A 22,565-nucleotide genomic window follows, 5' to 3' on the forward strand; every position below is an offset into this window, starting at 1 on the left:
CGTGCATTTAATTGATGGAGGGGACGAATGGACGCAGCAGTTTCCACGGCATCGCCGGCCGGTGTCTCCCTCGCGTCGGTCGCGGCGGCGATGGCACGGGCCCGCGAGTCCGCCCGCGCGGATGCGCTGTTCCGTGACCCCCTCGCCCAGGTGCTCATCGACGCGGCCACCGCGGGGATGGGCGCGGCGGATCTGCTACGGCTCCGCGACTGGGTGGACCAGTTCTACTCACGCGGCGTCGTCCGCACCCGCTTCATCGACGACCACCTCCGCGAGGTGACGGCCGGGCCGTGCCGGCAGGTCGTCCTCCTCGGCGCCGGTCTCGACACCCGCGCGTTCCGCCTGCCCTGGCCCGGCGGGACGTGCCTTTTCGAGGTCGACGTGCCGCGGGTCCTCAGGTTCAAGGAGCGGGCGCTCGCCGGCGCCGCCGCCGGGTGCCGGCGAGTTCTCGTCGAGGCGGGCCCGCCGGCCGGTTGGGCCGACCGGCCGATGGTGAGCCCGTTCGACCCGGCCCGGCCGACGGCCTGGGTCACCGAGGGTGCGCTGCACTACCTCGCCGACGACGAGGCGCGCCGGCTGCTCACCTGGATCGGCGCGCACTCGGCGGCCGGCAGCCGGCTGGTGCTGGAGCACACGGCGGCCCGGCCCAGCGTGGTCTTCCGCGGCGGGCTCGGGCCGGACGGGCCGGATTGGCTGGCCGGGCAGGGCTGGACGATCAGCAGTCACCGCCGCCCGGCTGTCGGCCTGCGCCTCGGCCGGCCCGACAGCCGGCTTCCGGGCGCGCAGTTCATCACCGCGATCCGCGACTAGACCCGAGGGTGGCCATGGAATCGACCGACACGCACATTCCGCAGGAAGCCGCTTTCTACCATCGCCGTTGGCTGTCCGCCTACGACCTGATCGTGCTGGGCCTGGTGAGCCGCTGGGTCTGGCGCTGCTCCCGGCGCACGATGCTGGCGCACTACGACCGCCAGGTCGGCGCCCGCCACCTCGACATCGGGCCGGGCACCGGCTGGTACCTGGACCACTGCCGCTTCCCGGCCGATTCCCCGTCGATCACGCTGCTGGACGCCAACGACGCCGCCCTGTCCACCGCGGCCGGCCGGATCGAGCGCTACCGGCCCGCCACCCGGGTCCGGGACGCCCTCCAGCCGTTCGACCTCGGCGCCGCCCGGTTCGACTCGGTCGGCATGAGCTTCCTGCTGCACTGCCTGCCCGGCCCGATGGCGCACAAGGCCGCCGTCCTCGATCACGTGACGCCCTACCTCGTTCCCGGCGCCCGCGTCTTCGGCAGCACCGTCCTCGGCGTCGACGCCCCGCACACGACGAGGTCCGGGCGCTTGCTGCGGCGCCTCAACCGCAGCGGGGTCTTCAGCAACTTCGACGATCGGGCGGAGGACCTGGCCGCCCAGCTCGCGGCCCGGTTCACCGATGTCGAGGTGACGGTGACCGGTGTGGTGTGTCTCTTCTCGGCCCGTTTTCCGGGCTCACGATGACCGAGGCGCAGGAGTTGGCGCAGCGGATCCACGACGGGGTGCTGCAGAGCCTCGCCGTCGCCCGGATCCGGCTCGACCGGGCGCTGGCCACCGGCGGCCCGCTGGCCCACGACGTCGGCGAGGACCTTCGGGCGCTGCTCGACCGGGAGATCGCCGCCCTGCGCGATCTGGTCCGCGGCGCCGGTCCGGCCCGGGCCGGCGTCGGCGCGACGCTCACCGAAACCGCGCACCGCCTCGAATCCCTCACCGGCATCAGCGTCTCCGTCGACGAGCGGGCGACCGCCGATCCGACGACCGGGCGCGTGCTGCACGAGGCTCTGCACAACGCGATCCGGCACAGCGGCGCGACGCACGTCCGGGTGATCGTGGCCGGCGTCGGGAAACACCTGGTCGGCCAGGTGCGGGACAACGGCCGCGGGTTCGACCCGGGCGCCGCCCGCCGAGGGCTGGGCATCACCGCCATGTACGCCCGGACGAAGGCGGCAGGCGGCGAACTGGAGATCGACTCCACCGGCGCCGGAACCGTCGTCACGGTGACGCTGCCGCGATCGGCCGGCCGATGACGACGATCATCATCGCCGACGACCACCCGGTCGTCCGCTGCGGGATCCGCACCCTGCTCGAGGACGACCGCAACGTGGTCGTCGGCGAGGCCGCGGATCTGCCGCAGACGGCCGAACTGGTCGAGCGTCACCGCCCCACCCTGCTCCTGCTCGACCTGAGCTTCGCGGGCACCTCCAGTCTCGACCTGGTGCCGCGGATCCGGGCGCTCTCCCCGCGCACGCGCATCCTGATCCTGACCATGCACGACGACCCCGAGCTGGCCCGCGATTCGCTGGCCGCCGGCGCGCACGGCTTCCTGCGCAAGGAGGCCGTGGCCGAGGAACTCGTCGCCGCCGTGGACGCGCTGGCCGCCGGCCGCCGGTACCTCGACCCGGCGCTCGGCGCCGCGCTGCTCGACCGCGATCCGGGCCTCGACACGACTCTGAGCAAACGCGAGCGCGAAGTTCTCGCGCTCATCGCGGACGGCCTCACCAACCGGCAGATCGCCGACGAGCTGCGGGTGAGCATCCGGACCATCGAGGCGCAACGGGCGTCGATCAAGCTCAAGCTCGGCGTCAGCCGCCGTACCGAGCTGGTCACCTGCGCCCGGCAGCTCCGCCTGACCGCATGACCCACCCGCCGACAGGAGACCTCATGGACGCCGGGCAGCCGAGCCGCACTGCGATGAGTTCTGCTCACGCACGCGCCGTACACCAGATCGCCGATTCCGCCAGTGTCTTTCCCGACCCGCTGGCGGTACGCATCGCCGGGATGGATCCGGACGCGCCCGCGCGGGGTGGGATGCCGCCCGCGGTCCGCATGTTCATGGCCATCCGCCACCGCCTGGCCGAGGACCGTCTGGCCCGGGCCGGCGCCGCACAGGTGGTGATCCTCGGGGCCGGACTGGACACCTTCGCGTACCGCAATCCGTACCCGGAGATGCGGGTGTTCGAGGTGGACCAGCCGGACACCCAGGCGTGGAAACGTAAGCGGCTGGCCGATGCCGGCATCGCCGTCCCGGGCAACGTCGTCTACTGCCCGGTCGACCTGAGCGACATCGCCGCCCTGGAAGAGGCGGGCTTCGATCGCCGTACGCCGTCGTTCTTCGCCTCGCTCGGCGTGGTGCCCTACCTCGCCGCCGACGTGCTGGTCGGCATGCTGCGATTCGTCGCCGGGCTGGAGGCCCCGGCCGAGCTCGTCTTCGACTACAACCAGCCGCGGGCCACCCTGCCGCCGCGCCGGCAGGAAGCCCTGGCGGAGGTGGCGGCGGGCCTGGCCCGCGGCGGCGAACCGTGGCGGTCCTTCTTCGCCACCGGCGAGATGGCCGCCTTGCTGATGGACGCGGGCTTCGACGCCGTCGAGGACCTCGGCTGGGATGAGTGCCTGCAGCGGTACGCGGTGGATCCGGGGCTGCCCGATCTGTTCGGCGGCCGGATCGTGACCGCCGGCCGAGGCGCGATCTGACCATGCGCAACCGTGATGTCGCGGTGGTCGGGATGGCCTGCCGCCTGCCCGGCGCACCCGATCTCGACGCCTTCCGGACACTGCTGCGGGACGGCCGTGATGCCGTCACCGAGGTGCCGCCCGGTCGGTGGACGCCGCCCACCGGCCTGACCCCGGACGAGCAGGCCCGGATCGGCCGCGGCGGTTTCCTGGACGACGTGGCCGGCTTCGACGCGGCGTTCTTCGGCATCAGCCCGCGCGAGGCCGCGGCGATGGACCCGCAGCAGCGTCTCGTGCTCGAACTCGGCTGGCACGCGCTGGAGGACGCGGGCATCGCGCCGGAGGCGGTAAGCGGCCGCCGAGCCGGCGTCTACATCGGATGCATCACCAGCGACTACGCCGCGCTGGTCGAGAACGTCAGCCGGTACACCAACACCGGTACGTTCCGGGGCCTGATCGCGAACCGGGTCTCCTACGCCTTGGGCTTGCGGGGCCCCAGCATGACGGTGGACACGGCCCAGTCGTCCTCGCTGGTTGCGGTGCATCTGGCGGTGCAGAGCCTGCGCACCGGAGAGTCGGAGCTGGCGCTGGCCGGCGGCGTCAATCTCAACCTCGCGGCGAGCGGCAGCGTGGCGGCGGCCCGGTTCGGCGGCCTCTCGCCGGACGGCCGGTGCTACGTGTTCGACGCGCGGGCCAACGGATACGTCCGCGGCGAGGGCGCCGCGGTGGTGCTCCTCAAACCGCTCGGCGCCGCGCTGGCCGACGACGATCCGATCTACTGCGTCATCCGCGGCAGCGCGACCGGCAACGACGGCGGTGGCGAGGGCCTGACCGTGCCGGCCGAGGACGCCCAGCGTGACGTGCTGCGGCGGGCCTACCGGCGGGCCGGCGTCCGGCCGGCGGCGGTGCAGTACGTCGAGCTGCACGGCACCGGCACCCGGGCCGGCGATCCGGTCGAGGCCGCCGCCCTCGGCGCGGTGCTCGGCGCCCGGCGACCGGCCGGCGACCCGTTGCTGGTCGGCTCGGCCAAGACCAACGTCGGTCACCTCGAGGGCGCCGCCGGCATCGTCGGCCTGGTAAAGACCGCCCTGTCGGTCCACCACCGCGAGCTCGCGCCCACCCTGAACTTCGCCACCGCGAACCCGGCCATCCCGCTCGGCCGGCTCGGCCTGGGCATGGTTTCGGCCCGTCGCCCGTGGCCGCATCCGGACCGTCCCCTCGTGGCCGGGGTGAGCTCCTTCGGGATGGGCGGCACCAACTGTCACGTGGTAATCGCCGAGGCTCCGCCGCGGCCGGGCCGCCCCGCAGCCGCCGGCATGCTGCCGTTCGCGTTGTCGGCCCGGGACGCGAGCGCGCTGGGCGAGCAGGCCGCAGCGCTCGCCGGGCACCTGGAGCGCCACCAGCCGGATCTCGGCGACATCGCCCGGACGCTGGCGACCGGCCGATCCGCCTTCGCTCAGCGGGCACTCGTGTGGGCGTCCGGCGCCGCCGAGTTGCGCACCGCGCTCGAGAGGGTGGCCTCGGACGGCGGCGGCCGGTCCGGCCCGGGCTCGGTGGCGTTCCTCTTCCCCGGGCAGGGCAGCCAATGGGCCGGCATGGGCCACGACCTCTACCGCGGCGACGCCCGGTTCGCCACCGCCTTCGACGAGGTGTGCGCACACCTCGATCCGCTGCTCGACCGGCCGTTGGCCGACGTGCTGTTCGCGGCGCCGGCGGCCCTGCTGGACCGTACCGAATACACCCAGCCCGCGCTGTTCGCGCTGGGCGTCGCCCTGCATCGGGTCGCCGCCGCGAACGGACTGGCTCCCGATCTGCTCGCCGGGCACTCGATCGGCGAGCTCACCGCCGCGTACGTGGCCGGCGTGCTGTCCCTTCCGGACGCCTGCACGCTGGTGGCCGCGCGAGGCCGGTTGATCGGCTCGGTGCCGGCCGGCGGCGCCATGGTGGCGTTGCGCGGCAGCGAGGAGGCCGTTCAGCCGTGGCTGGCCGGGCACGATCTGGCCATCGCCGCGGTGAACGGCCCCGACGCGGTCGTCGTGTCGGGCGACCGGGCGGCGGTGCACGAGCTGACCGGGCGGTGGCGGGCCGGAGGCGGCCGGGCGACCCCACTCGCGGTGAGCCACGCGTTCCACTCGTCCCAGATGGAGCCGGTGCTGGCCGAATTCCGTACGGTCGCCGCGGGTCTGACGTTCCGGCCGCCCTCGACGCCGGTCGTCTCGAACGTCACCGGCCGGATGGCGACGGCGGCCGAGCTGTGCTCGCCGGACTACTGGGTGGCGCACGTCCGCCGCCCGGTGCGGTTCGCCGACGGTGTCCGCGCCCTGCGCGAGGCCGGCGCCGCGATCTTCGTCGAACTCGGCCCGGGCCGGTCGCTGAGCGGTCTGGTGCGTGGGGTCGTCCCGCCCGGCGAGACCACCACGATCGCCCTGCTACGCCGGGGCCGGCCGGAGGCGGACACCCTGCGTGCGGCTCTCGCGCAGGCCTGGGTCGCCGGCGCACCGGTGTCCTGGCCGGCGGCCGCCGAGGCCGGCCGGCGGATCCACCTTCCCGGATACGCGTTCCAGCGCCGGCCGCACTGGCTGCCGGCGGCCGGGGCGCCCCCGGTCGATGCCGCACCGCCGCCACCCCCGCCGCACGTCCCGGCCCAGGCCGGCGAGGTCGTGCGCGCCCAGCTGGGCCTGACCCTCGGCCACCACGACCCGGACGCGATCGACACCTCGCGCACCTTCCGGGACCTCGGGTTCGATTCGCTGGCGGCGGTGGAGTTCCGCGATCGGCTCGCCGCGGCGACCGGCCTCGAACTGCCCAGCACGCTCGTCTACCAGCACCCGACCCCGGACGCGCTGATCGTGCACCTGACCGCCGGTCCGGCCGCCCGGTCCGGGGACGCCCCGGCGGCCGCCCCCGGTGAGCCGCTCGCCGTCGTCGGGATGGCCTGCCGTTACCCCGGCGGCGTCGCCGGCCCGGAGGACCTGTGGCGACTGGTCGCCGACGGGGTCGACGCCATCGGCGACTTCCCGGCCGATCGGGGCTGGGGGCTGTCCGGCCGCGGCGGCTTCCTGACCGGGGCCGACGGGTTCGACGCCGACTTCTTCGGAATCAGTCCGCGCGAGGCCACCGCGATGGACCCGCAACAGCGTCTGCTGTTGGAGCTGGCCTGGGAGGCGCTGGAGCGGGCGGGGATCGACCCGGCGTCGCTCCGCGGCCGGCGGGCCGGCGTGTTCGCCGGCGTCACCGCACAGGACTACGGACCGCGCCTGCACGAGCCGGCCGGCGATGCCGGTGGCTTCCTGCTGACCGGCACCACCCCCAGCGTGGCCTCCGGCCGCATCGCCTATCAGCTGGGTCTGACCGGGCCGGCGATCACGGTGGACACGGCCTGCTCATCCTCGCTGGTCGCGCTCCATCTGGCCGCCCGCGCCGTGCGGTCCGGCGACTGCACGCTCGCCATCGCGGGCGGCGCCACCGTGCTCTCCTCCCCCGGCATGTTCGTCGAGTTCGACCGGCAGCGCGGGCTGGCGCCGGACGGGCGGTGCAAGTCGTTCGCTGCGGCGGCCGACGGCACCGGCTGGGCCGAGGGGGCCGGCCTGGTGGTCATCGAACGGCTGAGCGAAGCCGAGCGACAGGGCCACCCGGTGCTCGCGGTGCTGCGCGGCACGGCGGTCAACCAGGACGGCGCCTCCAACGGGCTGACCGCGCCCAGCGGCGCGGCCCAGCAGGAGGTCATCCGCCAGGCCCTCGCCGACGCGGGACTGTCCACCATGGACATCGACGTCGTCGAGGCGCACGGCACCGGCACCGTCCTCGGCGACCCGATCGAGGCGGACGCGATCATATCGACGTACGGTCGGGGCCGGGCGGCTCCGGTGTGGCTGGGGTCGCTGAAGTCGAACATCGGGCACAGCCAGGCCGCGGCCGGCATCGGCGGCGTCATCAAGATGATCATGGCAATGCGGCACCGGTCGCTGCCCACCACCCTGCACGTGGACGCGCCCACCCCGCAGGCGGACTGGACCGCCGGCAACGTCACGCTGCTGACCGAGGCGCGAGACTGGTTCGCCCCGGCGGATCGGCCGCGGCGGGCGGCCGTGTCCTCGTTCGGCATCAGCGGCACCAACGCCCACGTCATCCTCGAGGACCCGGCGGCCGCCCCGGCGGCCACGACGCCGGCCCCGGACGCGCCGCCGCCGTGGGTGCTCACCGCGCGTACACCCGGGGCGCTGGCCGCCCGCGCCGCCGATCTGCTGGCCATGCCGCCCGCCGAGTCCGGCGACGTCGCCGCCACGCTGGCCACCCGCACTGCCTTCGAGCACCGCGCGGTGCTCCTGCCGTCCGACGCCGGTGGATACGCCGGTGGCCTGGCCGCGCTCGCCACCGGTGGCGAATCACCGGTCGTGGTGCGCGGCCACAGCGACCGTGCACCGGTCGTCTTCGTCTTCCCCGGCCAGGGATCGCAGTGGACCGGCATGGCGGCCGGCCTGTGGGACACCGTGCCGGCCTTCCGGCAGAGCGTGGAGGCATGCGCGGCCGCTCTCGCCCCGTCGGCGGACGGGCCGCTGATCGATGCGATGCTGGGCCGGCGGCCGCTCGACCGGGTCGACGTGGTGCAGCCCGCGCTCTTCGCCGTCATGGTCGCCCTGGCCCGGCTCTGGGAGGCACACGGCGTCCGCCCGGACGCGGTGACCGGCCATTCCCAGGGCGAGATCGCGGCAGCGTACGTGTCCGGGGCGCTGACCCTGACCGACGCCGCCCGCATCGTGATGACACGGAGCAGTCTGATCCGCGCCGAGCTGGCCGGCCGGGGCGGCATGCTGTCGGTGGCGGCGCCGGCCGAGGCGATCGAGCGGTGGACCGGCCGGCTCGCGCTCGCCGCGGTCAACGGCCCCGGCGCGACGGTCGTCTCCGGCGACTCCGCCACCCTCGACGAGTTCGCCGCGTGGTGCGAGCGCGAAGGGATCCGGGCCCGGCGGATCCCGGTCGACTACGCCTCCCACTCTCCCCAGGTCGAGGACCTCCGCGAACCGCTCTCGGCGGCCCTGGGCACGATCGGATCGCGCGCCGGCACTGTCGCGTTCTGGTCCACCGTCACCGGGCGGCCGGTGGAGGCGACCGACCTGGACGCCGGCTACTGGTACCGGAACCTGCGCGGCACCGTCCGCTTCCAGGACACGATCAGTGGCCTGGCCGCCGCCGGTTTCCGCGCCTTCGTCGAGGTCAGCCCGCATCCGGTGCTGACCGCGAGCATTCAGGACACGATCGGCCCGGCCCGCACCACCGTGACCGGCACCCTGCGGCGCGACGCCGGTGGGCTCGGCCGGTTCCTGCGCTCGGCCGCCGAGCTGTATGTCGCCGGGGTCCCGGTGCGGTGGCCGCGGCCCGGCCGGGTGGTGCCCGGCCTTCCGACCTACCCCTTCCAACGGCGCCGCCACTGGCTCATGCCGCCGGCCACCGCCGGGCTCGCCACCGGGCACCCGCTGCTGTCCACGGCGGTGGACCGGCCCGGCGGCGGCACCCTGCTGGTAGGCCGGCTCGACCTGGCCGCTCAGCCGTGGCTCGCCGACCACACGATCGGGGACTCCACGATCCTGCCCGGCGCGGCATTCGTCGAGATGGCCCTGCACGCCGCGCAGCGCAGCGGCTGCACCCGCCTCGACGAACTGGTGCTGGAAGCGCCGCTGGCGCTCGAGGCCGGCGAGCCGGTGCGGCTCGAGGTCTCGGTCGGCGCGGCGGACGACGGGCAGCGCCGTCCGGTCGCCATCTGGTCGCGACCGGACGGCGACGGCCCCTGGGTGCGGCACGCGACCGGCATTGCCGCACCGGCCGGGGACTCGCCGCCTCCGGCGCCCGGACCGCCCGGGAACGCGACACCGGTGTCCCCCACCGAGCTCTACCGCACGCTCGCCGAACGGGGCTACCGGTACGGGCCCTCCTTCGCGCTGGTCACCGAGGTGCGCCGGGCCGGGGAACAGATCTTCGCCGAGGTGCGCGGCGGTGGCGGCGGCTACGGGATCCATCCGGCGCTGCTCGACGCGGCGCTGCACCCGATCGTGGGGCTCGCCCACGACGGCGCGGAGCTCCTGCTGCCGTTCGCCTGGCGCGGGGTGACGCTGCACCGCACCGGGGCGGTCTCGGCGCAGGTCCGGATCGCCGGGGCCGGCCTGGCCGTCGCCGACGCCGACGGCGCGCCGATCCTGACCGTGGAACGGCTCGACCTGCGCCCGGCGGACGTCACCAGGGCACCCGCCCTCAAGCGACTGGACTGGGTGGAACGGCCACTTCCCTCGATGCCCGCCGACCGGCCGGACTTCGTCGTGCGGACCGTTCCGGACGACTCCTACCAGGCGATGCTCGGCGTCCTGGATGAGCTCCGGGATGCCGGCACCCCGCTCGCCGTCGTCACCGGGGAGCCGGACGAGCCGGTGTGGGGCCTGGTCCGCTCCGCCCAGGCCGAACACCCGGGCCGGTTCGTGCTCGTCGCGACCGACGACACCCCGGCGTCGAAGCGGGCGCTGCCGGCCGCCCTCGCCTCCGGGGAGCCGGAGCTCGTGCTGCGGGCCGGAAAGCTCCTGACGCCCCGGTTGGCGCCCGCCGGGGTGGGGGCGGAGCGGGTCTGGCGTTCCGGCGGCACCGTGCTGATCACCGGTGGCACTGGCGCGCTCGGCCGGTTGATCGCCGGGCGCCTGGCCACGCACCACGGCGTACGCCATCTGATCCTTGTCGGGCGCACGGCGGCCGAGCCGCCCGACCTGGGGCGACCGGACGTGGACATCCGCGTCGAGTCCTGCGACGTCACCGATCGGGACGCGCTCGCCCGGCTGATTGCCTCGGTGCCGGCCGCACACCCGCTGACCGCCGTGGTGCATCTCGCAGGCACGCGTGACGACGCCACCCTCGGCTCGCTCACACCGCAGCGGATGGCCGCCGCCTGGCGCCCCAAGGTGGACGGCGCACGCCACCTCGACGAGCTGACCCGTGACCTCGGGCTCGACGCGTTCGTGCTCTTCTCCTCGGTGATCGGCACACTCGGCGGGGCCGGGCAGGGCAACTACGCGGCGGCCAACACGGCGCTCGACCGCCTCGCCCGGCAGCGCCACGCGGCGGGCCGGCCCGCGCTCGCCATCGCGTGGGGCCTGTGGGCCCAGGAGAGCGCGATGACCCAGGACATGAGCCCGGCCGACCGGGCCCGGCTGGCCCGGGCCGGGATCGCGCCGCTGCCCACCGGCGAGGCGCTGACGTTGTTCGACGCCGCCCTGCGCAGCCCGGAACCGGTCGTCGTGGCGGCCCGGCTGACCAGCGCGGCGCTCCGCCGGCCGACCGGCCGGAGCACACCCGGGACCGCCGCCGATCCCGCGCCGGACCCGGACCACTGGCTCGACCGGATGCGCGCGCTGCCGCCCGCCGATCTCGACCGGGCCCTCACCGACCTGGTCCGCACGCAGGTGGCGGTGGTGCTGGGACACCCCGGCCCGGCCGCGGTCGATCCGGCCCGCGCCTTCACCGAGCTGGGCTTCGACTCGCTGCTCTCGGTCGACCTCCGCAACCGCCTCGCCGGCGCGACCGGCCTGCGGCTGCCCGCGACGCTGGTCTTCGACCACCCCACCCCGGCCGCGGTCGCGGTCCTGTTGCGCCGCGAGGTCGCCGGCGGCTCCGCCGCGCCGGCGCCCGTTGCGGCCGGCCACCGGGACGAGGCATTGGCGATCGTGGGCATGGCCTGCCGCTACCCGGGCGGGGTTGCCTCGGCCGGCGACCTGTGGGAGCTGGTCCGCTCCGGCACCGACGCGATCGGCGCCTTCCCGGCCGACCGGGGCTGGGAGCTGGAACGCCTCTACCACCACGATCCGGACCACCCGGGCACGTCGTACACCCGGCACGGCGGCTTCCTGTACGACGCGGCGCTGTTCGACGCGGGCTTCTTCGGCCTGAGCCCGCGCGAGGCGGCCGCCACCGACCCGCAGCAGCGGCTTCTGCTGGAGACGGCCTGGGACGCGTTCGCCGACGCCGGCATCGTGCCGGAAAGCCTTCGCGGCTCGGCCACCGGCGTCTTCGCGGGCGTCATGTACGACGACTACGGCACCCGGCTCCAGCAGACCGCCCCGGCGTCCGAGGGTTATCTGCTGACCGGCAGCGAGACCAGCGTGGCGTCGGGCCGGATCGCCTACCACTTCGGGCTGGAAAGCCTGGCCGTCACGGTGGATACCGCGTGCTCGTCCTCGCTGGTGGCGCTGCACCTGGCGGGTCAGGCGCTGCGATCCGGCGACTGCGACCTCGCCCTGGTCGGCGGGGCGACCGTGATGGCCACGCCCACCGTGTTCACCGAGTTCTCGCGCCGGCGCGGCCTGTCCCCCGACGGGCGGTGCCGGGCGTTCGCCGCGGCGGCGGACGGCACCGGCTGGGGCGAGGGCGTGGGCGTGCTGGTGGTGCAACGACTGTCCGACGCGGTCCGGGACGGGCGCCGGATCTGGGGCGTGGTGCGCGGCTCCGCGGTGAACCAGGACGGCGCCAGCAACGGGCTGACCGCGCCCAACGGCCCCGCCCAGCAACGGGTGATCCGGGCCGCGCTGGCGAACGCCGGCCTGTCCACCGGCGACGTCGACGCGGTCGAGGCGCACGGCACCGGCACCCTGCTGGGCGACCCGATCGAGGCGCAGGCGCTGCTCGCCACGTACGGCCAGGAGCGCACCGACGGCCCGCTGTGGCTCGGCTCGGTGAAGTCCAACATCGGGCACACGCAGGCCGCGGCGGGCATCGCCGGGATCATCAAGATGGTGATGGCCATGCGGGCCGGCGTGCTTCCCGCAACGCTGCACGTGGACGAGCCGACGCCGGAGGTGGACTGGTCGGCCGGCGCGGTGGAGTTGCTGACCCGGGCCCGGGAATGGCCGGCCGGCCACCGCCCCCGCCGCGCCGGGGTGTCCGCGTTCGGCATCAGCGGCACCAACGCGCACGTCATCCTCGAGGAACCGCCCACCACCGAACCACCCGCCGAGCCGGCCCCACTGCCCTTGCCCGCCCTGGCGTGGCCGGTGTCCGGCCGGTCGGTGGCCGGACTGGCCGGGCAGACAGCGCGGCTGCTGGAGTTCGCCGCCGCGAATCCCGGCGTGGACGCCGCCCGGATCGCCGCCGCACTACCCCGCCGGGCGCCCTTGACGGAACGTGCCGTCTTCCTCGGCGCCGGCCGCGACGAGCTGATGCGGCGCCTGGCCACGGATGGGACCGACCCCGGTGTCGTGCGCGGCGCCGCGAGCACCGACCGGCCCGCCGTCGTCTTCGTCTTCCCCGGTCAGGGTTCTCAGTGGCCGGGCATGGCGGCGGCGCTGTGGGAGACCGCGCCGGTCTTTCGGGAGACCATGCGGGAATGCGCGGCCGCGATCGACCCCCTGGTGGACTTCTCGCTCCTGGACGCCGTGCTCGGCCCGGCTCCGCTGGAGCGGGTCGACATGGTGCAGCCGGCTCTGTTCGCGATGATGGTGTCGCTGGCCGCGCTGTGGGAGTCCCTCGGCGTCCGCCCCGACGCGGTCGTGGGGCATTCCCAGGGCGAGATCGCCGCCGCCTGCGTCGCGGGCGCGCTCGATCTGACCGAGGCGGCCCGGGTCGTGGTGCTGCGCAGCCGCGCACTGCGGGCGCTCGCCGGCCGGGGCGGCATGGTCTCGCTGCCGCTCGGCCCGGAGGCGGCCGCCGAGCTGACCGCCGGGTGGCCCGGCCGGCTGGGGACGGCCGCGTTCAACGGCCCGGCGTCGACCGTGGTCTCCGGCGACGCCGCGGCGGTGGATCAGCTGCTCGACGAGTGCCGGCGACGGGAGATCGAGGCCCGGCGGGTGCCGGTCGACTACGCGTCCCACTCGGCACACGTGGCGGAGATCCGGGACCGGCTGATCTCCGAGCTGGGCGAGCTGACGCCGCGGGCCGCCCGCATCGACTTCCACTCCACGGTCGAGGCGGGCCGGATGGACACCACCGGGCTGGACGCCGGTTACTGGTACCGCAATCTGCGCGAGCCGGTGCGGCTGGAACAAACCGTACGCGAGCTGGCCGGCGCCGTCCTCGTGGAGGTCAGCCCGCACCCCGTGCTGGTCGCCGGGCTGTCCGAGACGATGCCGGACGCGGTGGTCGGGGCGACCCTGCACCGCAACGACGGCGGCTGGCCGCGAATGCTCGACGCGGCGGCCCGGCTGTGGGTCCGCGGGGTGCCGGTGGACTGGCCGGCGTCACCCGACCGGTCCGGCCGGCCGCAAATCGACCTGCCGACGTACGCGTTTCAGCGCGAACGATTCTGGCTCGGCCCGGCGAACGCGCCCGACCTGGCCGGCGCCGGGCTGGACGCCGCCGGGCATCCGATCGCGGCCGCGGCCGTCGACCTGCCGGACGGCGGCGTGGTCCTCAGCGGGCGGCTGTCGGTCACCGCGCCCGCCTGGCTGGGCGACCATCGGGTGCTGGACACGCCGATGGTCCCGGCGGCCGCGCTGATCGACCTGGTGCTGACCACCGGCGGGCGGGCCGGCTGCGACCGCATCGACGAGCTGATCCTGACCGCGCCACTGATCGTGCCGGACACGCGCCGGGTGCCGGTGCGGATCATCGTCTCGGCCGCGGGCGCCGACGGCGGGCGGGCGGTGGCCGTGCACAGTCGCGCGGCGGACGGCGCCTGGGTCGAGCACGCAACCGGAGCGGTACGCCCGGCGACTGCCCGTCCGCCCCTACAGCGGTGGAGCACCTGGCCGCCGCCGGGCGCGGAGGAGGTGCCGCTGGACGGCGGGTATCAGCGCGCCGCCGAGGCCGGCTACGGCTACGGACCGGCCTTCCGAGGTCTGCGCCGGATGTGGCGGGACGGTGAGGTGCTGCTCGCCGACGTCCGGCTGGCCGACGAGCAGGATCCGGCCGGCTACCGCGTACATCCGGCGTTGCTGGACGCGGCGCTGCACGCGCTGGTGCCCGGGCTGGCCCGGCCGGACGGGCCGTTGGTTCTCCCGTTCGCGTGGTCCGGCGTCGAGGTGTACGCCGCCGGCGCCGGCGCCCTGCGGGTGCGGCTCTCGCCGGGCCCGGATGGCGGCTACGAACTGCTGGCCACCGACGAGACGGGCGATCCGGTGCTCCGGGCCGAACGGGTCGTGCTGCGCCCGCTGCCGGCCGGTGCGATGCCTCCGGCGCCGTTGGCCGGCGATATCTACCGCCTGGCGGCCCGGCCGCTCCCCCCGGCGGCCGGGCCGGGCCCGGACGACCTCCCGATCACCTCGGTGGCCGACGCCGGGCAGGCGCTGGAACTGGTCCGGGACCGGCTGTCCGGCGACAGTCCGGCGCTGATGGTGCTCACCCGCGACGCCGACCGCGACCCGGCCGCCGCCGGCGCCCTGGGCCTGCTGCGCAGCGCGCAGACCGAGCACCCGGGCCGGTTCATCCTGGTCGACACCGACACCGGCCGGATATCGGCCGGCCTGGTGGCGGCGATCGCCGCCACCGGCGAACCCCAGGCGACCGTCCGCGGCGGCCAGGTGACGGTGCCGCGGCTGGAGCCGGCCACGCCCGGCCTCGTACCCCCCGCCGTCTCGCACTGGCGGCTTGCCGTTCCCGCACCGGGCTCGTTCGACGGTCTCGTCCTGACGCCTGCCCCGGACGCCGCCGCACCGCTCGGACCCGGACAGGTCCGGGTCGCGGTCCGCGCCGCCGGGCTGAACTTCCGGGACGCGCTCATCGCCCTCGGTATGTACCCGACGGCCGGCGCCGTGCCCGGCAGTGAGGGCGCCGGCGTGGTTCTCGAGGTCGCCGGCGACGTCACCGACCTGGCCCCCGGCGACCGGGTGCTCGGGTTGCTCACCGGAGGCTTCGGGCCGGTCGCGGTCGCCGACCGGGCGCTGCTCGCCCGCATCCCGGCCGGCTGGAGCTTCGCCGAGGCGGCGGCCGTCCCGGTGGTCTACCTGACCGCGTACCACGGCCTGGTGAACGTCGGCCGGCTCCGCGCCGGCCAGTCGGTGCTCGTGCACGCCGCGGCGGGCGGCGTCGGCACCGCCGCCGTCCAACTGGCCCGGCACCTGGGCGCGGAGGTCTTCGCCACGGCGAGCCCGGCCAAGTGGGACGCGCTGCGCGCGGCCGGCCTCGACGACGAGCATCTCGCGTCCTCCCGCGACCTCGGCTTCCGCGATCGGTTCCGGCCAGGCGTGGACGTCGTGCTCAACTCGCTCGCCGGCGAGTTCGTGGACGCGTCTCTCGACCTGCTGTCGCCCGGCGGGCGGTTCGTCGAGATCGGCCGCACCGCCCTGCGCGACCCGGCGGCGGTCGCGACGGCTCATCAGGGCGTCACCTACCACGCGTTCGAGCTTCTCGACGCCGGCCCGGACCGGCTCCGGCAGATGCTCGCCGAGGTGCTGGCCCTGTTCGGGAACGGCACCCTCACGATGCCCCGGCTCACCGTGTACGACCTGCGCGAGTCCCGGGCGGCGTTCCGCGATCTGGCCCAGGCGCGGCACACCGGCAAACTGGTGCTGACGGTGCCGGCCGGCCACCTGGCCACCGGCACGGTGCTGATCACCGGGGGCACCGGCCGGCTGGGCGGGTTACTGGCGCGGCACCTCGTGCACCGGTACGGGGTGGACAGCCTGCTCCTGGCGAGCCGGCGCGGGCCGGATGCGCCGGACGCGGCCGCGCTCGTCGCCGAGCTGTCCGGTGCGGGCGCCCGGGTCGAGGTGGTGGCAGGTGACGCCGGCGAGCGGTCCGCGGTCGCGGCGATGCTGTCCCGGGTGCCCCCGGACCGGCCGCTGACCGGTGTGGTGCACGCCGCCGGCGTGCTCGACGACGGCGTGGTCACGGAGCTCACCCCCGAACGGCTCGCCGGCGTCCTCGCGGCGAAAGTGGACGCCGCACGCCATCTGGACGAGCTGACCCAGGATGCCGACCTCGCCCTCTTCGTGTGTTACTCGTCGATCGCCGGGGTGCTCGGCACCGCCGGGCAGGCCGGCTACGCGGCGGCCAGCGCCGCCCTCGACGCGCTCGTGACCGCCCGCCGCACGGCCGGGCGGCCGGGCATCTCACTCGCCTGGGGGCTGTGGGCCGACCACAGCGACATGACCGGTCACCTGGGCGACACCGACCTGCACCGCCTGGGCCGCGACGGGCTGGTCGCGATGTCGGCCGAGGAGGGCGCCGCGCTGTTCGACCGGGCGCTCACGCTGGGCGCCACCACCTGCGTCCCGGCCAGGCTGGACCGGCAGGCGCTCGCCGCCCGCGGGCCGGAGCTTCCGGCGGTGCTGCGCGAGCTGGCCCGGGGACCGCTGCGCCGCCCGGTCGCGGGCGCTGCCGCACCCCCGGACGCGTGGGCCGCCGACCGCATTGCCCGACTTCCCGCGGCCGACCGTGACCGGGCGCTGCTCGAACTGGTCAGCACCGAGGTCGCGGCCGTGCTGGGCCACGGCGATCGCGGCCGGGTGCCGTCCGATCAGCGCTTCAAGGACCTCGGCTTCGACTCGCTGACCTCGGTCGAGCTCCGCAACCGGCTCGCCGGCCGCACCGGCATCCGGCTCGCCAGCACCCTGGTGTTCGACCATCCGACCCCCGCCCGGCTCGCCGGGCACCTGCGGGAGCGGCTGGGCGCCCCGGCCGGGGACCGGCCGGCCACCGACGCGGCCGTCGACCACCTGCGTGGCCTGCTGCGCGCCGGCCCGGTCGACGCCGACGGCCGCGCCCGGCTCCGCGCCGGGCTGCGCGAGCTGCTGGCGATCTGCGACGCCGGGGCCGAGCCACCGGCCGAGGACCTGGACACCGCGAGCGACGAGGAGTTGTTCGCCCTGGTGGACGAGCAACCCTGAGGGAGGCAAGATGGCAGACCAGCAACAACTCCGCGACTACCTCCGGCGGAGCATCGCCGATGCCCGGGAGGCCCGGCAGCGGGTGCGCGAGCTCGAGGAAGCCGGCCGTGAACCGCTGGCGATCGTAGGCATGGCGTGTCACTTTCCCGGCGGGGTGAACTCGCCGCGGGACCTGTGGCAGCTCGTGTCCGCCGGAGTCGACACGGTGTCCGGCTTTCCCACCGATCGCGGCTGGGCGCTGGACGACCTCTACGACCCCGACCCGCACCGGCCGGGCACCTGTTACACCCGCCACGGCGCGTTCCTGGACGGAGCCGGCCGGTTCGACGCGGACTTCTTCGGCATCTCGCCACGGGAGGCGCTGGCGATGGATCCACAGCAGCGCCGGTTGCTGGAGGTGTCGTGGGAGGCGCTGGAACACGCCGGCATCGAGGCGGAGTCGCTGCGGGACACCGCGACCGGTGTCTTCGTCGGCGCCACCGGACAGGCGTACGGGCCGCCGCCGGCCGGCGCGCCGGAATCGGTCGGCGGACACCTGCTGACCGGCACCTCCCCCAGCGTCATCTCCGGCCGGGTCGCCTACCAGTTCGGGTTCACCGGGCCCGCCGTCACGGTCGACACGGCCTGTTCGTCGTCGCTGGTGGCGATGCACCTCGCCGGGCAGGCGCTGCGGTCCGGCGAGTGCACGCTGGCGCTGGCCGCCGGGGTGACGGTGATGGCCGGGCCGGGGCTGTTCGTCGAGTTCGCCCGCCAGCAGGGCCTGGCCCCGGACGGGCGGTGCAAGCCGTTCGCGGCCGCCGCCGACGGCACCGGATTCGGCGAGGGCGTCGGCGTTCTCGTGCTGCAGAGGCTTTCCGACGCCGTACGGGCAAATCGTCGTGTCTGGGCGGTGGTGCGCGGCTCGGCGGTGAACCAGGACGGTTCGAGCAACGGCCTGACGGCGCCGAACGGCCTCTCCCAGCAGCAGGTGATCCGGTCGGCGCTGGCGAACGCCGGCCTCTCGCCCGCGGACGTCGACGCGGTCGAGGCACACGGCACGGGCACGCGGCTCGGCGATCCCATCGAGGCCGAGGCCGTCATCGCCACGTACGGATCGCGGCGCGACGGCGGCCGACCCCTGTGGATCGGGTCGGTGAAGTCGAATCTCGGCCACACCCAGCACGCGGCCGGGATGGCCGGCGTGATCAAGATGGTGCTGGCGATGCGCGCCGCGGTGCTGCCCCGAACACTGCACGTGGATGAGCCGACACCGTTGGTGGACTGGTCGTCCGGCGCCGTGCGGGTGCTGGCCGAGACGCAGGAGTGGCCCGTGGCCGGACGGCCCCGCCGGGCGGCCGTCTCCGGGTTCGGGGTCAGCGGCACCAACGCCCACGTGGTGCTGGAGGGCTAATATTCCGGTTCGCCGTCGTGCGCGCGCAGGTCGTGCGTGCAGGCGAAGACCGCCAGTTGGGTCCGGTCGCGCAGGTCGAGGGCGCGCAGCAGGGACGACACGTGGGTCTTGACGGTGGGCCGGCCGAGACGCAGCCGGTCGGCGATCTCGATGTTGGTCAGCCCGAGACCGAGGAGACCGAGGATCTGCCGTTGCCGGCGGGTGAGCCGCACCGAGGTGTCCGGCAACCCGCCGGTGCGCATGCTGCGCAGCACGTCCCGGGCGATGTGCGGATCGAGGACGACCCCGCCGTCGTCGACCGCGCGGATCGCCTCGATCAGCCGCGGCACCGGCGTGTCCCGGTGCAGAAATGCCTGTGCCCCGCTCTGCAGCATCCGCATCGCGGAGTCGAAGTGCCGATCGGACGAGAGCGCGATGACCTTGATGGCCAGTCGCGCCGTCTCCGGCACCACCCGACGGATGAGCAGGTTCTCGACGTCCAGCCCCTCGAGGTCGATCAGTAGCACCCGGGGCCGGTAGTCGTGCAACAGGCGCGGCCGGTAGCCGGAGCTGTCGAACTCGACCACGACGTCCAGATCCGGTACGGCCTGGAGAACCGTCGTCATGCCCGCCCGGTAGAAACTGGGCGCGGCGCAGACCCCGATGGGCAGCGAGTCGTGCGGACTGCCGTTCGTGTCCGGCATCGCATCACCTGCTCTCGTCCCGGCCGGGGCCGCGGGGCTCCCGGTCTCCGGTCTCCATCAGATGCGCGGCGAGCTCTGCCCAGGCGATCCGCTCCTGAGCCGTCAGCAGCACGTCGTCCGGCACCCCCGGCCAGGGCGGGACCGCCGGCCGCGGCGAGCGCGCGTGATCCCGTATGAGCCGTTGGGTCTCGGGATCCACGGCCAGCACCGTCATGCAGTAGCCGAGCTGGACCAGGCCTTCGTAGGCCCGGCTCGCGAGCCACTTGCTCGCACGGACCAGGAGAGCCAGCACGGAGAAACGTCGCGGCCGGAAGAAGAGCATGGCCTCACTGTGGGCAGCGGCCCTTTTGCCGCCCTAGCCAGAGCCTTAAGCGGCCGGCCTCAAGACCGGCGCAAGGCAGGCTTTAACCGCTCTCCCCAGGATGGACGCATGGCACTCTCGGACCCTCTGACCTGGAGAGCGAGGCCGATCGTGAAGGATTACCAACTGTCCGCCACTGACGACCTGACCATCGACGCCGTCCTGGAGGGCGGGCCGGTCGACATACCGACATCGATGCGGCAGTGCTCGGCCCGCCCGGACGACGTCAAGATCAAGCTTCGATGGGGCACCGGCTACGAACACTTCGAGCGCACCGAAGAGGCCTTCGATACGAACGTCTTCCGCTGGACCGGAAGCACGAGGGTCGCCGAGTGAGCGAGAACCCGGAGACCTGGTTCCACCGTTTCCATCCCGGCGCCGTCACCCGGCCACGACTGGTCTGCTTCCCGCACGCCGGCGGCTCGGCCAGCTTCTACTTCCCGTTGTCCCGGGCCCTGTCGGCGAGCATCGAGGTGCTCGCCGTGCAGTACCCGGGGCGTCAGGACCGCCGGGCCGAGCGCCCGGTCGAGGATCTGCCCGAACTGGCCGGCCGCATCGAGGCGGCCCTGGCTGGCACCGAGCCGCGCCCGACTGCCTTCTTCGGGCACAGCATGGGCGCGCTGGTGGCCTTCGAACTGGCCCGGCGGCTGGGCCCCGGCGCCGCGCCACAGATGCTGTTCGCCTCGGGCCGGCGGGCGCCCTCGTCCGCCCGGCGGACCGCCGTGCACCTGCTCGACGACGACGGTGTGCTCGCCGAGGTCCGCAAGCTGAGCGGCACGGACGCGCGGGTGCTGCAGGACAAGGAGCTCATGCGGACGGTGCTGCCCGCCATCCGGGCCGATTACCGGGCCGCCGAAACCTACGCCTGCCCGCCGGACGCCACCGTCGGATGCCCGATCACGGCGCTGACCGGCGACCGCGATCCGCACGTGACCCGAGCCGAAGCGGAAGGCTGGGCCCGGCACACCGGCGCCGCCTTCGCGTTGCGGGTGCTGCCCGGCGGTCACTTCTTCCTGACCGCCTGCCAGGACCAGATCGTCGAGACGGTCACCCGGCAGCTGCTGACGCCGGCCTGAACCCCGGCCGTGCTCCGCTCAGGGCCGGACCCGCATCCCGTCGCAGATCACCGCGATCATGCGGTCGCGGGCGGCCGGATCGGCGCCCCGGCTCTCCCGCGACAGGCATCCGATCATGAAGGCCTTGACGTCGGCCAGGTCCACGTCGGCGCGCACGGCACCGGCCGCCTGCGCCGCCTCGAGCAGCCGTTCGAGGGTGCCGAGAATGTCGTATCCGTTGCGCTTGGAGGCGGCGCCCATGTCGAAACCGATCCCGCCGAACGCCTGGGCGAGCCCACGGTTGATGGCGCCCTCGGCAACCATGCCGGCGAAGTAGCGGAAGAACGCCGTGGCCGGGTCCGCGGCCGCCGACAGGTTCTCCGCGCTTGCCGCGATCAGCCGGGCCCGATCCAGCACGACCGCCTCGAACAGCGCCTCCTTGGTCGGGAAGTGCCGGCCCACGGTGCCGACGCCGACCCCGGCCCGGCGGGCTATCTCGTGGATCGGCACCGCAAGCCCCTCCTCAGCGAAGATCCGCGTGGCCACCTCCACGATGCGCTCACGGTTGCGCGACGCGTCCGCCCGCAGCGGCCGGTGCCCGGTTTCCTTCGCCGTCATCGAGATGGCTCACTCCTCGCACAGGTTTGACAAGCGGGATGCGCATACCGGTAAGGTTTGCACCGGTATGGCCATTCCGTTTTACCGTCAACTGACTTCGACATCATCGAGCATGGGGCGTGAAAATGCGTACGGTAGACCTCGGTAGAACCGGCCTCCAGGTGTCCGCGATCGGCCTCGGCTGCATGACCATGAGCGAGTTCTTCGGTCCGGTGGACCGGGACGACGCTTTCGCGACACTCCGGAAAGCCGCCGACCTAGGGGTGAACTTCCTCGACACCTCGGATCTGTACGGCGTCGGCTCCACCAACGAGAAGTTTCTCGGTGAATACCTGAAGACGGCCGACCGCGACCAGATCGTGCTGGCGACGAAATTTGGCGCCGTGCGCGATCCGGAGACCGGCGCGATGCGCCAGCTGCGCGGCGACGCGGAGTATGTGCGCGAGGCATGCGACGCGAGCCTGAAGCGACTCGGCGTGGATCACATCGACCTCTACTACCTGCACCACCCGGACCCCAAGACACCGATCGGCGAGACCGTCGCCGCGATGGCCGAGCTGGTGAAAGCGGGCAAGGTCCGGCATCTCGGGCTGTCGAACATCAGCGCCGACGAGCTGCGCGAAGGCCATCGGGCGCATCCGATCGCCGCGGTGCAGCAGGACTGGTCGCTGTTCACCCGGTCGATCGAGGAGTCCGTCGCGCCGGCCTGCGCCGAGCTCGGCGTGGCGGTGGTGCCACACTCCCCGCTCGGCCGCGGTTTCCTCACCGGCGTCTACACCTCTCGCGACGGCCTCGCCCCCGACGACTACCGGCGGATGATCCCCCGCTTCGCGGACGAGAACGCCACGCGCAACGCCGAGCTGCTGGAGCCGCTGCGGAAGATCGCCGCCGAGCACGGCGCCACCCTCGCCCAGGTGGCGCTGGCCTGGCTGATCAATCAGTCCGGGAAGCTCGGCGTCCCGGTGGTCCCGATCCCCGGCACCAAGCGGCCCGGCCGGGTGGCCGAGAACGCCGGCGCCGTCGACGTGGCCCTCTCCGGCGCGGAACTCGCCGCGCTCGAGCCGATCGCGGGCCAGGTGCAGGGCGGTCTGCTGAGCGGCGATCAGGCGCCGGTTCTCCCGGTAGGCCAACAGGTGCCGCAACGAGGCGAGCAGGGTGACGAACACGGCGAGCAGCACCACGA

General features: G+C 74.5%; 12 protein-coding genes and 1 pseudogene. 10 read left to right on the plus strand and 3 right to left on the minus strand.

The annotated features are described in order from the left end of the window. The first annotated feature begins 27 nt into the window (after positions 1 to 27). The 7 genes and pseudogenes from AB0E90_RS26235 to AB0E90_RS26265 all read left to right on the plus strand — a co-directional run. A complete protein-coding gene (locus tag AB0E90_RS26235) occupies positions 28 to 810 on the plus strand; it encodes an SAM-dependent methyltransferase (RefSeq protein WP_360410864.1) in 783 nt (260 codons plus the stop codon). A gap of 14 nt (positions 811 to 824) precedes the next feature. Beyond that, positions 825 to 1,496, plus strand: coding sequence for a class I SAM-dependent methyltransferase (locus AB0E90_RS26240; RefSeq protein ID WP_360410867.1), 672 nt, complete (start codon positions 825 to 827; stop codon positions 1,494 to 1,496). Beyond that, positions 1,493 to 2,059 carry an ATP-binding protein gene (locus AB0E90_RS26245; protein WP_360410870.1) on the plus strand — a complete coding sequence of 189 codons (567 nt, stop codon included), beginning with the start codon at positions 1,493 to 1,495 and terminating at the stop codon, positions 2,057 to 2,059. The genes AB0E90_RS26240 and AB0E90_RS26245 overlap by 4 nt, the downstream gene beginning before the upstream one ends. Beyond that, positions 2,056 to 2,670, plus strand: a complete 615-nt coding sequence (locus tag AB0E90_RS26250) for a response regulator transcription factor (RefSeq protein ID WP_360410873.1) — start codon at positions 2,056 to 2,058, stop codon at positions 2,668 to 2,670. Before AB0E90_RS26245 ends, AB0E90_RS26250 begins: the two co-directional genes overlap by 4 nt. 53 nt (positions 2,671 to 2,723) lie before the next feature. Then, the gene (locus AB0E90_RS26255; RefSeq protein WP_360410876.1) at positions 2,724 to 3,503 is read left to right on the plus strand and encodes an SAM-dependent methyltransferase; all 780 of its coding nucleotides are present in this window, start codon (positions 2,724 to 2,726) and stop codon (positions 3,501 to 3,503) included. Between the two features lie 2 nt (positions 3,504 to 3,505). Beyond that, positions 3,506 to 17,275, plus strand: coding sequence for an SDR family NAD(P)-dependent oxidoreductase (locus tag AB0E90_RS26260; RefSeq protein ID WP_360410879.1), 13,770 nt, complete (start codon positions 3,506 to 3,508; stop codon positions 17,273 to 17,275). Between the two features lie 10 nt (positions 17,276 to 17,285). Continuing rightward, positions 17,286 to 18,659: pseudogene (locus AB0E90_RS26265) on the plus strand (beta-ketoacyl synthase N-terminal-like domain-containing protein); the annotation flags it as partial. 2 nt (positions 18,660 to 18,661) lie between these two features. On the opposite strand, the gene AB0E90_RS26270 reads toward AB0E90_RS26265, so the two are convergent. Together AB0E90_RS26270 and AB0E90_RS26275 are read right to left on the minus strand one after the other, a co-directional pair. Then, positions 18,662 to 19,348, minus strand: a complete 687-nt coding sequence (locus AB0E90_RS26270; RefSeq protein WP_360410882.1) for a response regulator transcription factor — start codon at positions 19,346 to 19,348, stop codon at positions 18,662 to 18,664. 4 nt (positions 19,349 to 19,352) lie between these two features. Continuing rightward, on the minus strand, positions 19,353 to 19,670 hold the full coding sequence (locus AB0E90_RS26275) for a hypothetical protein (protein ID WP_360410885.1): 318 nt from the start codon (positions 19,668 to 19,670) through the stop codon (positions 19,353 to 19,355). 150 nt (positions 19,671 to 19,820) lie between these two features. Here AB0E90_RS26275 and AB0E90_RS26280 point away from each other — a divergent pair, with 150 nt between their 5' ends. Then, complete coding sequence (locus tag AB0E90_RS26280) at positions 19,821 to 20,045, plus strand: DUF5988 family protein (protein ID WP_360410888.1); 225 nt, start codon at positions 19,821 to 19,823, stop codon at positions 20,043 to 20,045. Continuing rightward, positions 20,042 to 20,785 carry an alpha/beta fold hydrolase gene (locus AB0E90_RS26285; protein ID WP_360410892.1) on the plus strand — a complete coding sequence of 248 codons (744 nt, stop codon included), beginning with the start codon at positions 20,042 to 20,044 and terminating at the stop codon, positions 20,783 to 20,785. The genes AB0E90_RS26280 and AB0E90_RS26285 overlap by 4 nt, the downstream gene beginning before the upstream one ends. 18 nt (positions 20,786 to 20,803) lie before the next feature. Here AB0E90_RS26285 and AB0E90_RS26290 read toward each other — a convergent pair whose 3' ends face one another. Next, positions 20,804 to 21,382 (minus strand): helix-turn-helix domain-containing protein, encoded by a 579-nt coding sequence (locus AB0E90_RS26290; protein ID WP_360410895.1) that lies wholly within the window; start codon positions 21,380 to 21,382, stop codon positions 20,804 to 20,806. A gap of 125 nt (positions 21,383 to 21,507) precedes the next feature. Here AB0E90_RS26290 and AB0E90_RS26295 point away from each other — a divergent pair. Continuing rightward, positions 21,508 to 22,565, plus strand: a 1,058-nt coding sequence (locus tag AB0E90_RS26295) for an aldo/keto reductase (RefSeq protein ID WP_360410898.1), incomplete at its 3' end; no start/stop codon positions are given.

It is taken from the genome of Actinoplanes sp. NPDC026619 (assembly GCF_040638295.1).
Classification (GTDB): Bacteria; Actinomycetota; Actinomycetes; order Mycobacteriales; family Micromonosporaceae; genus Actinoplanes.

Coding starts and splice junctions, on each gene's coding strand:
- AB0E90_RS26275 (WP_360410885.1), bottom strand. CDS start 19,670: ATGCTCTTCTTCCGGCCGCGACGTTTCTCCGTGCTGGCTCTCCTGGTC.
- AB0E90_RS26235 (WP_360410864.1), top strand. CDS start 28: ATGGACGCAGCAGTTTCCACGGCATCGCCGGCCGGTGTCTCCCTCGCG.
- AB0E90_RS26240 (WP_360410867.1), top strand. CDS start 825: ATGGAATCGACCGACACGCACATTCCGCAGGAAGCCGCTTTCTACCAT.
- AB0E90_RS26245 (WP_360410870.1), top strand. CDS start 1,493: ATGACCGAGGCGCAGGAGTTGGCGCAGCGGATCCACGACGGGGTGCTG.
- AB0E90_RS26250 (WP_360410873.1), top strand. CDS start 2,056: ATGACGACGATCATCATCGCCGACGACCACCCGGTCGTCCGCTGCGGG.
- AB0E90_RS26270 (WP_360410882.1), bottom strand. CDS start 19,348: ATGCCGGACACGAACGGCAGTCCGCACGACTCGCTGCCCATCGGGGTC.
- AB0E90_RS26260 (WP_360410879.1), top strand. CDS start 3,506: ATGCGCAACCGTGATGTCGCGGTGGTCGGGATGGCCTGCCGCCTGCCC.
- AB0E90_RS26290 (WP_360410895.1), bottom strand. CDS start 21,382: ATGACGGCGAAGGAAACCGGGCACCGGCCGCTGCGGGCGGACGCGTCG.
- AB0E90_RS26255 (WP_360410876.1), top strand. CDS start 2,724: ATGAGTTCTGCTCACGCACGCGCCGTACACCAGATCGCCGATTCCGCC.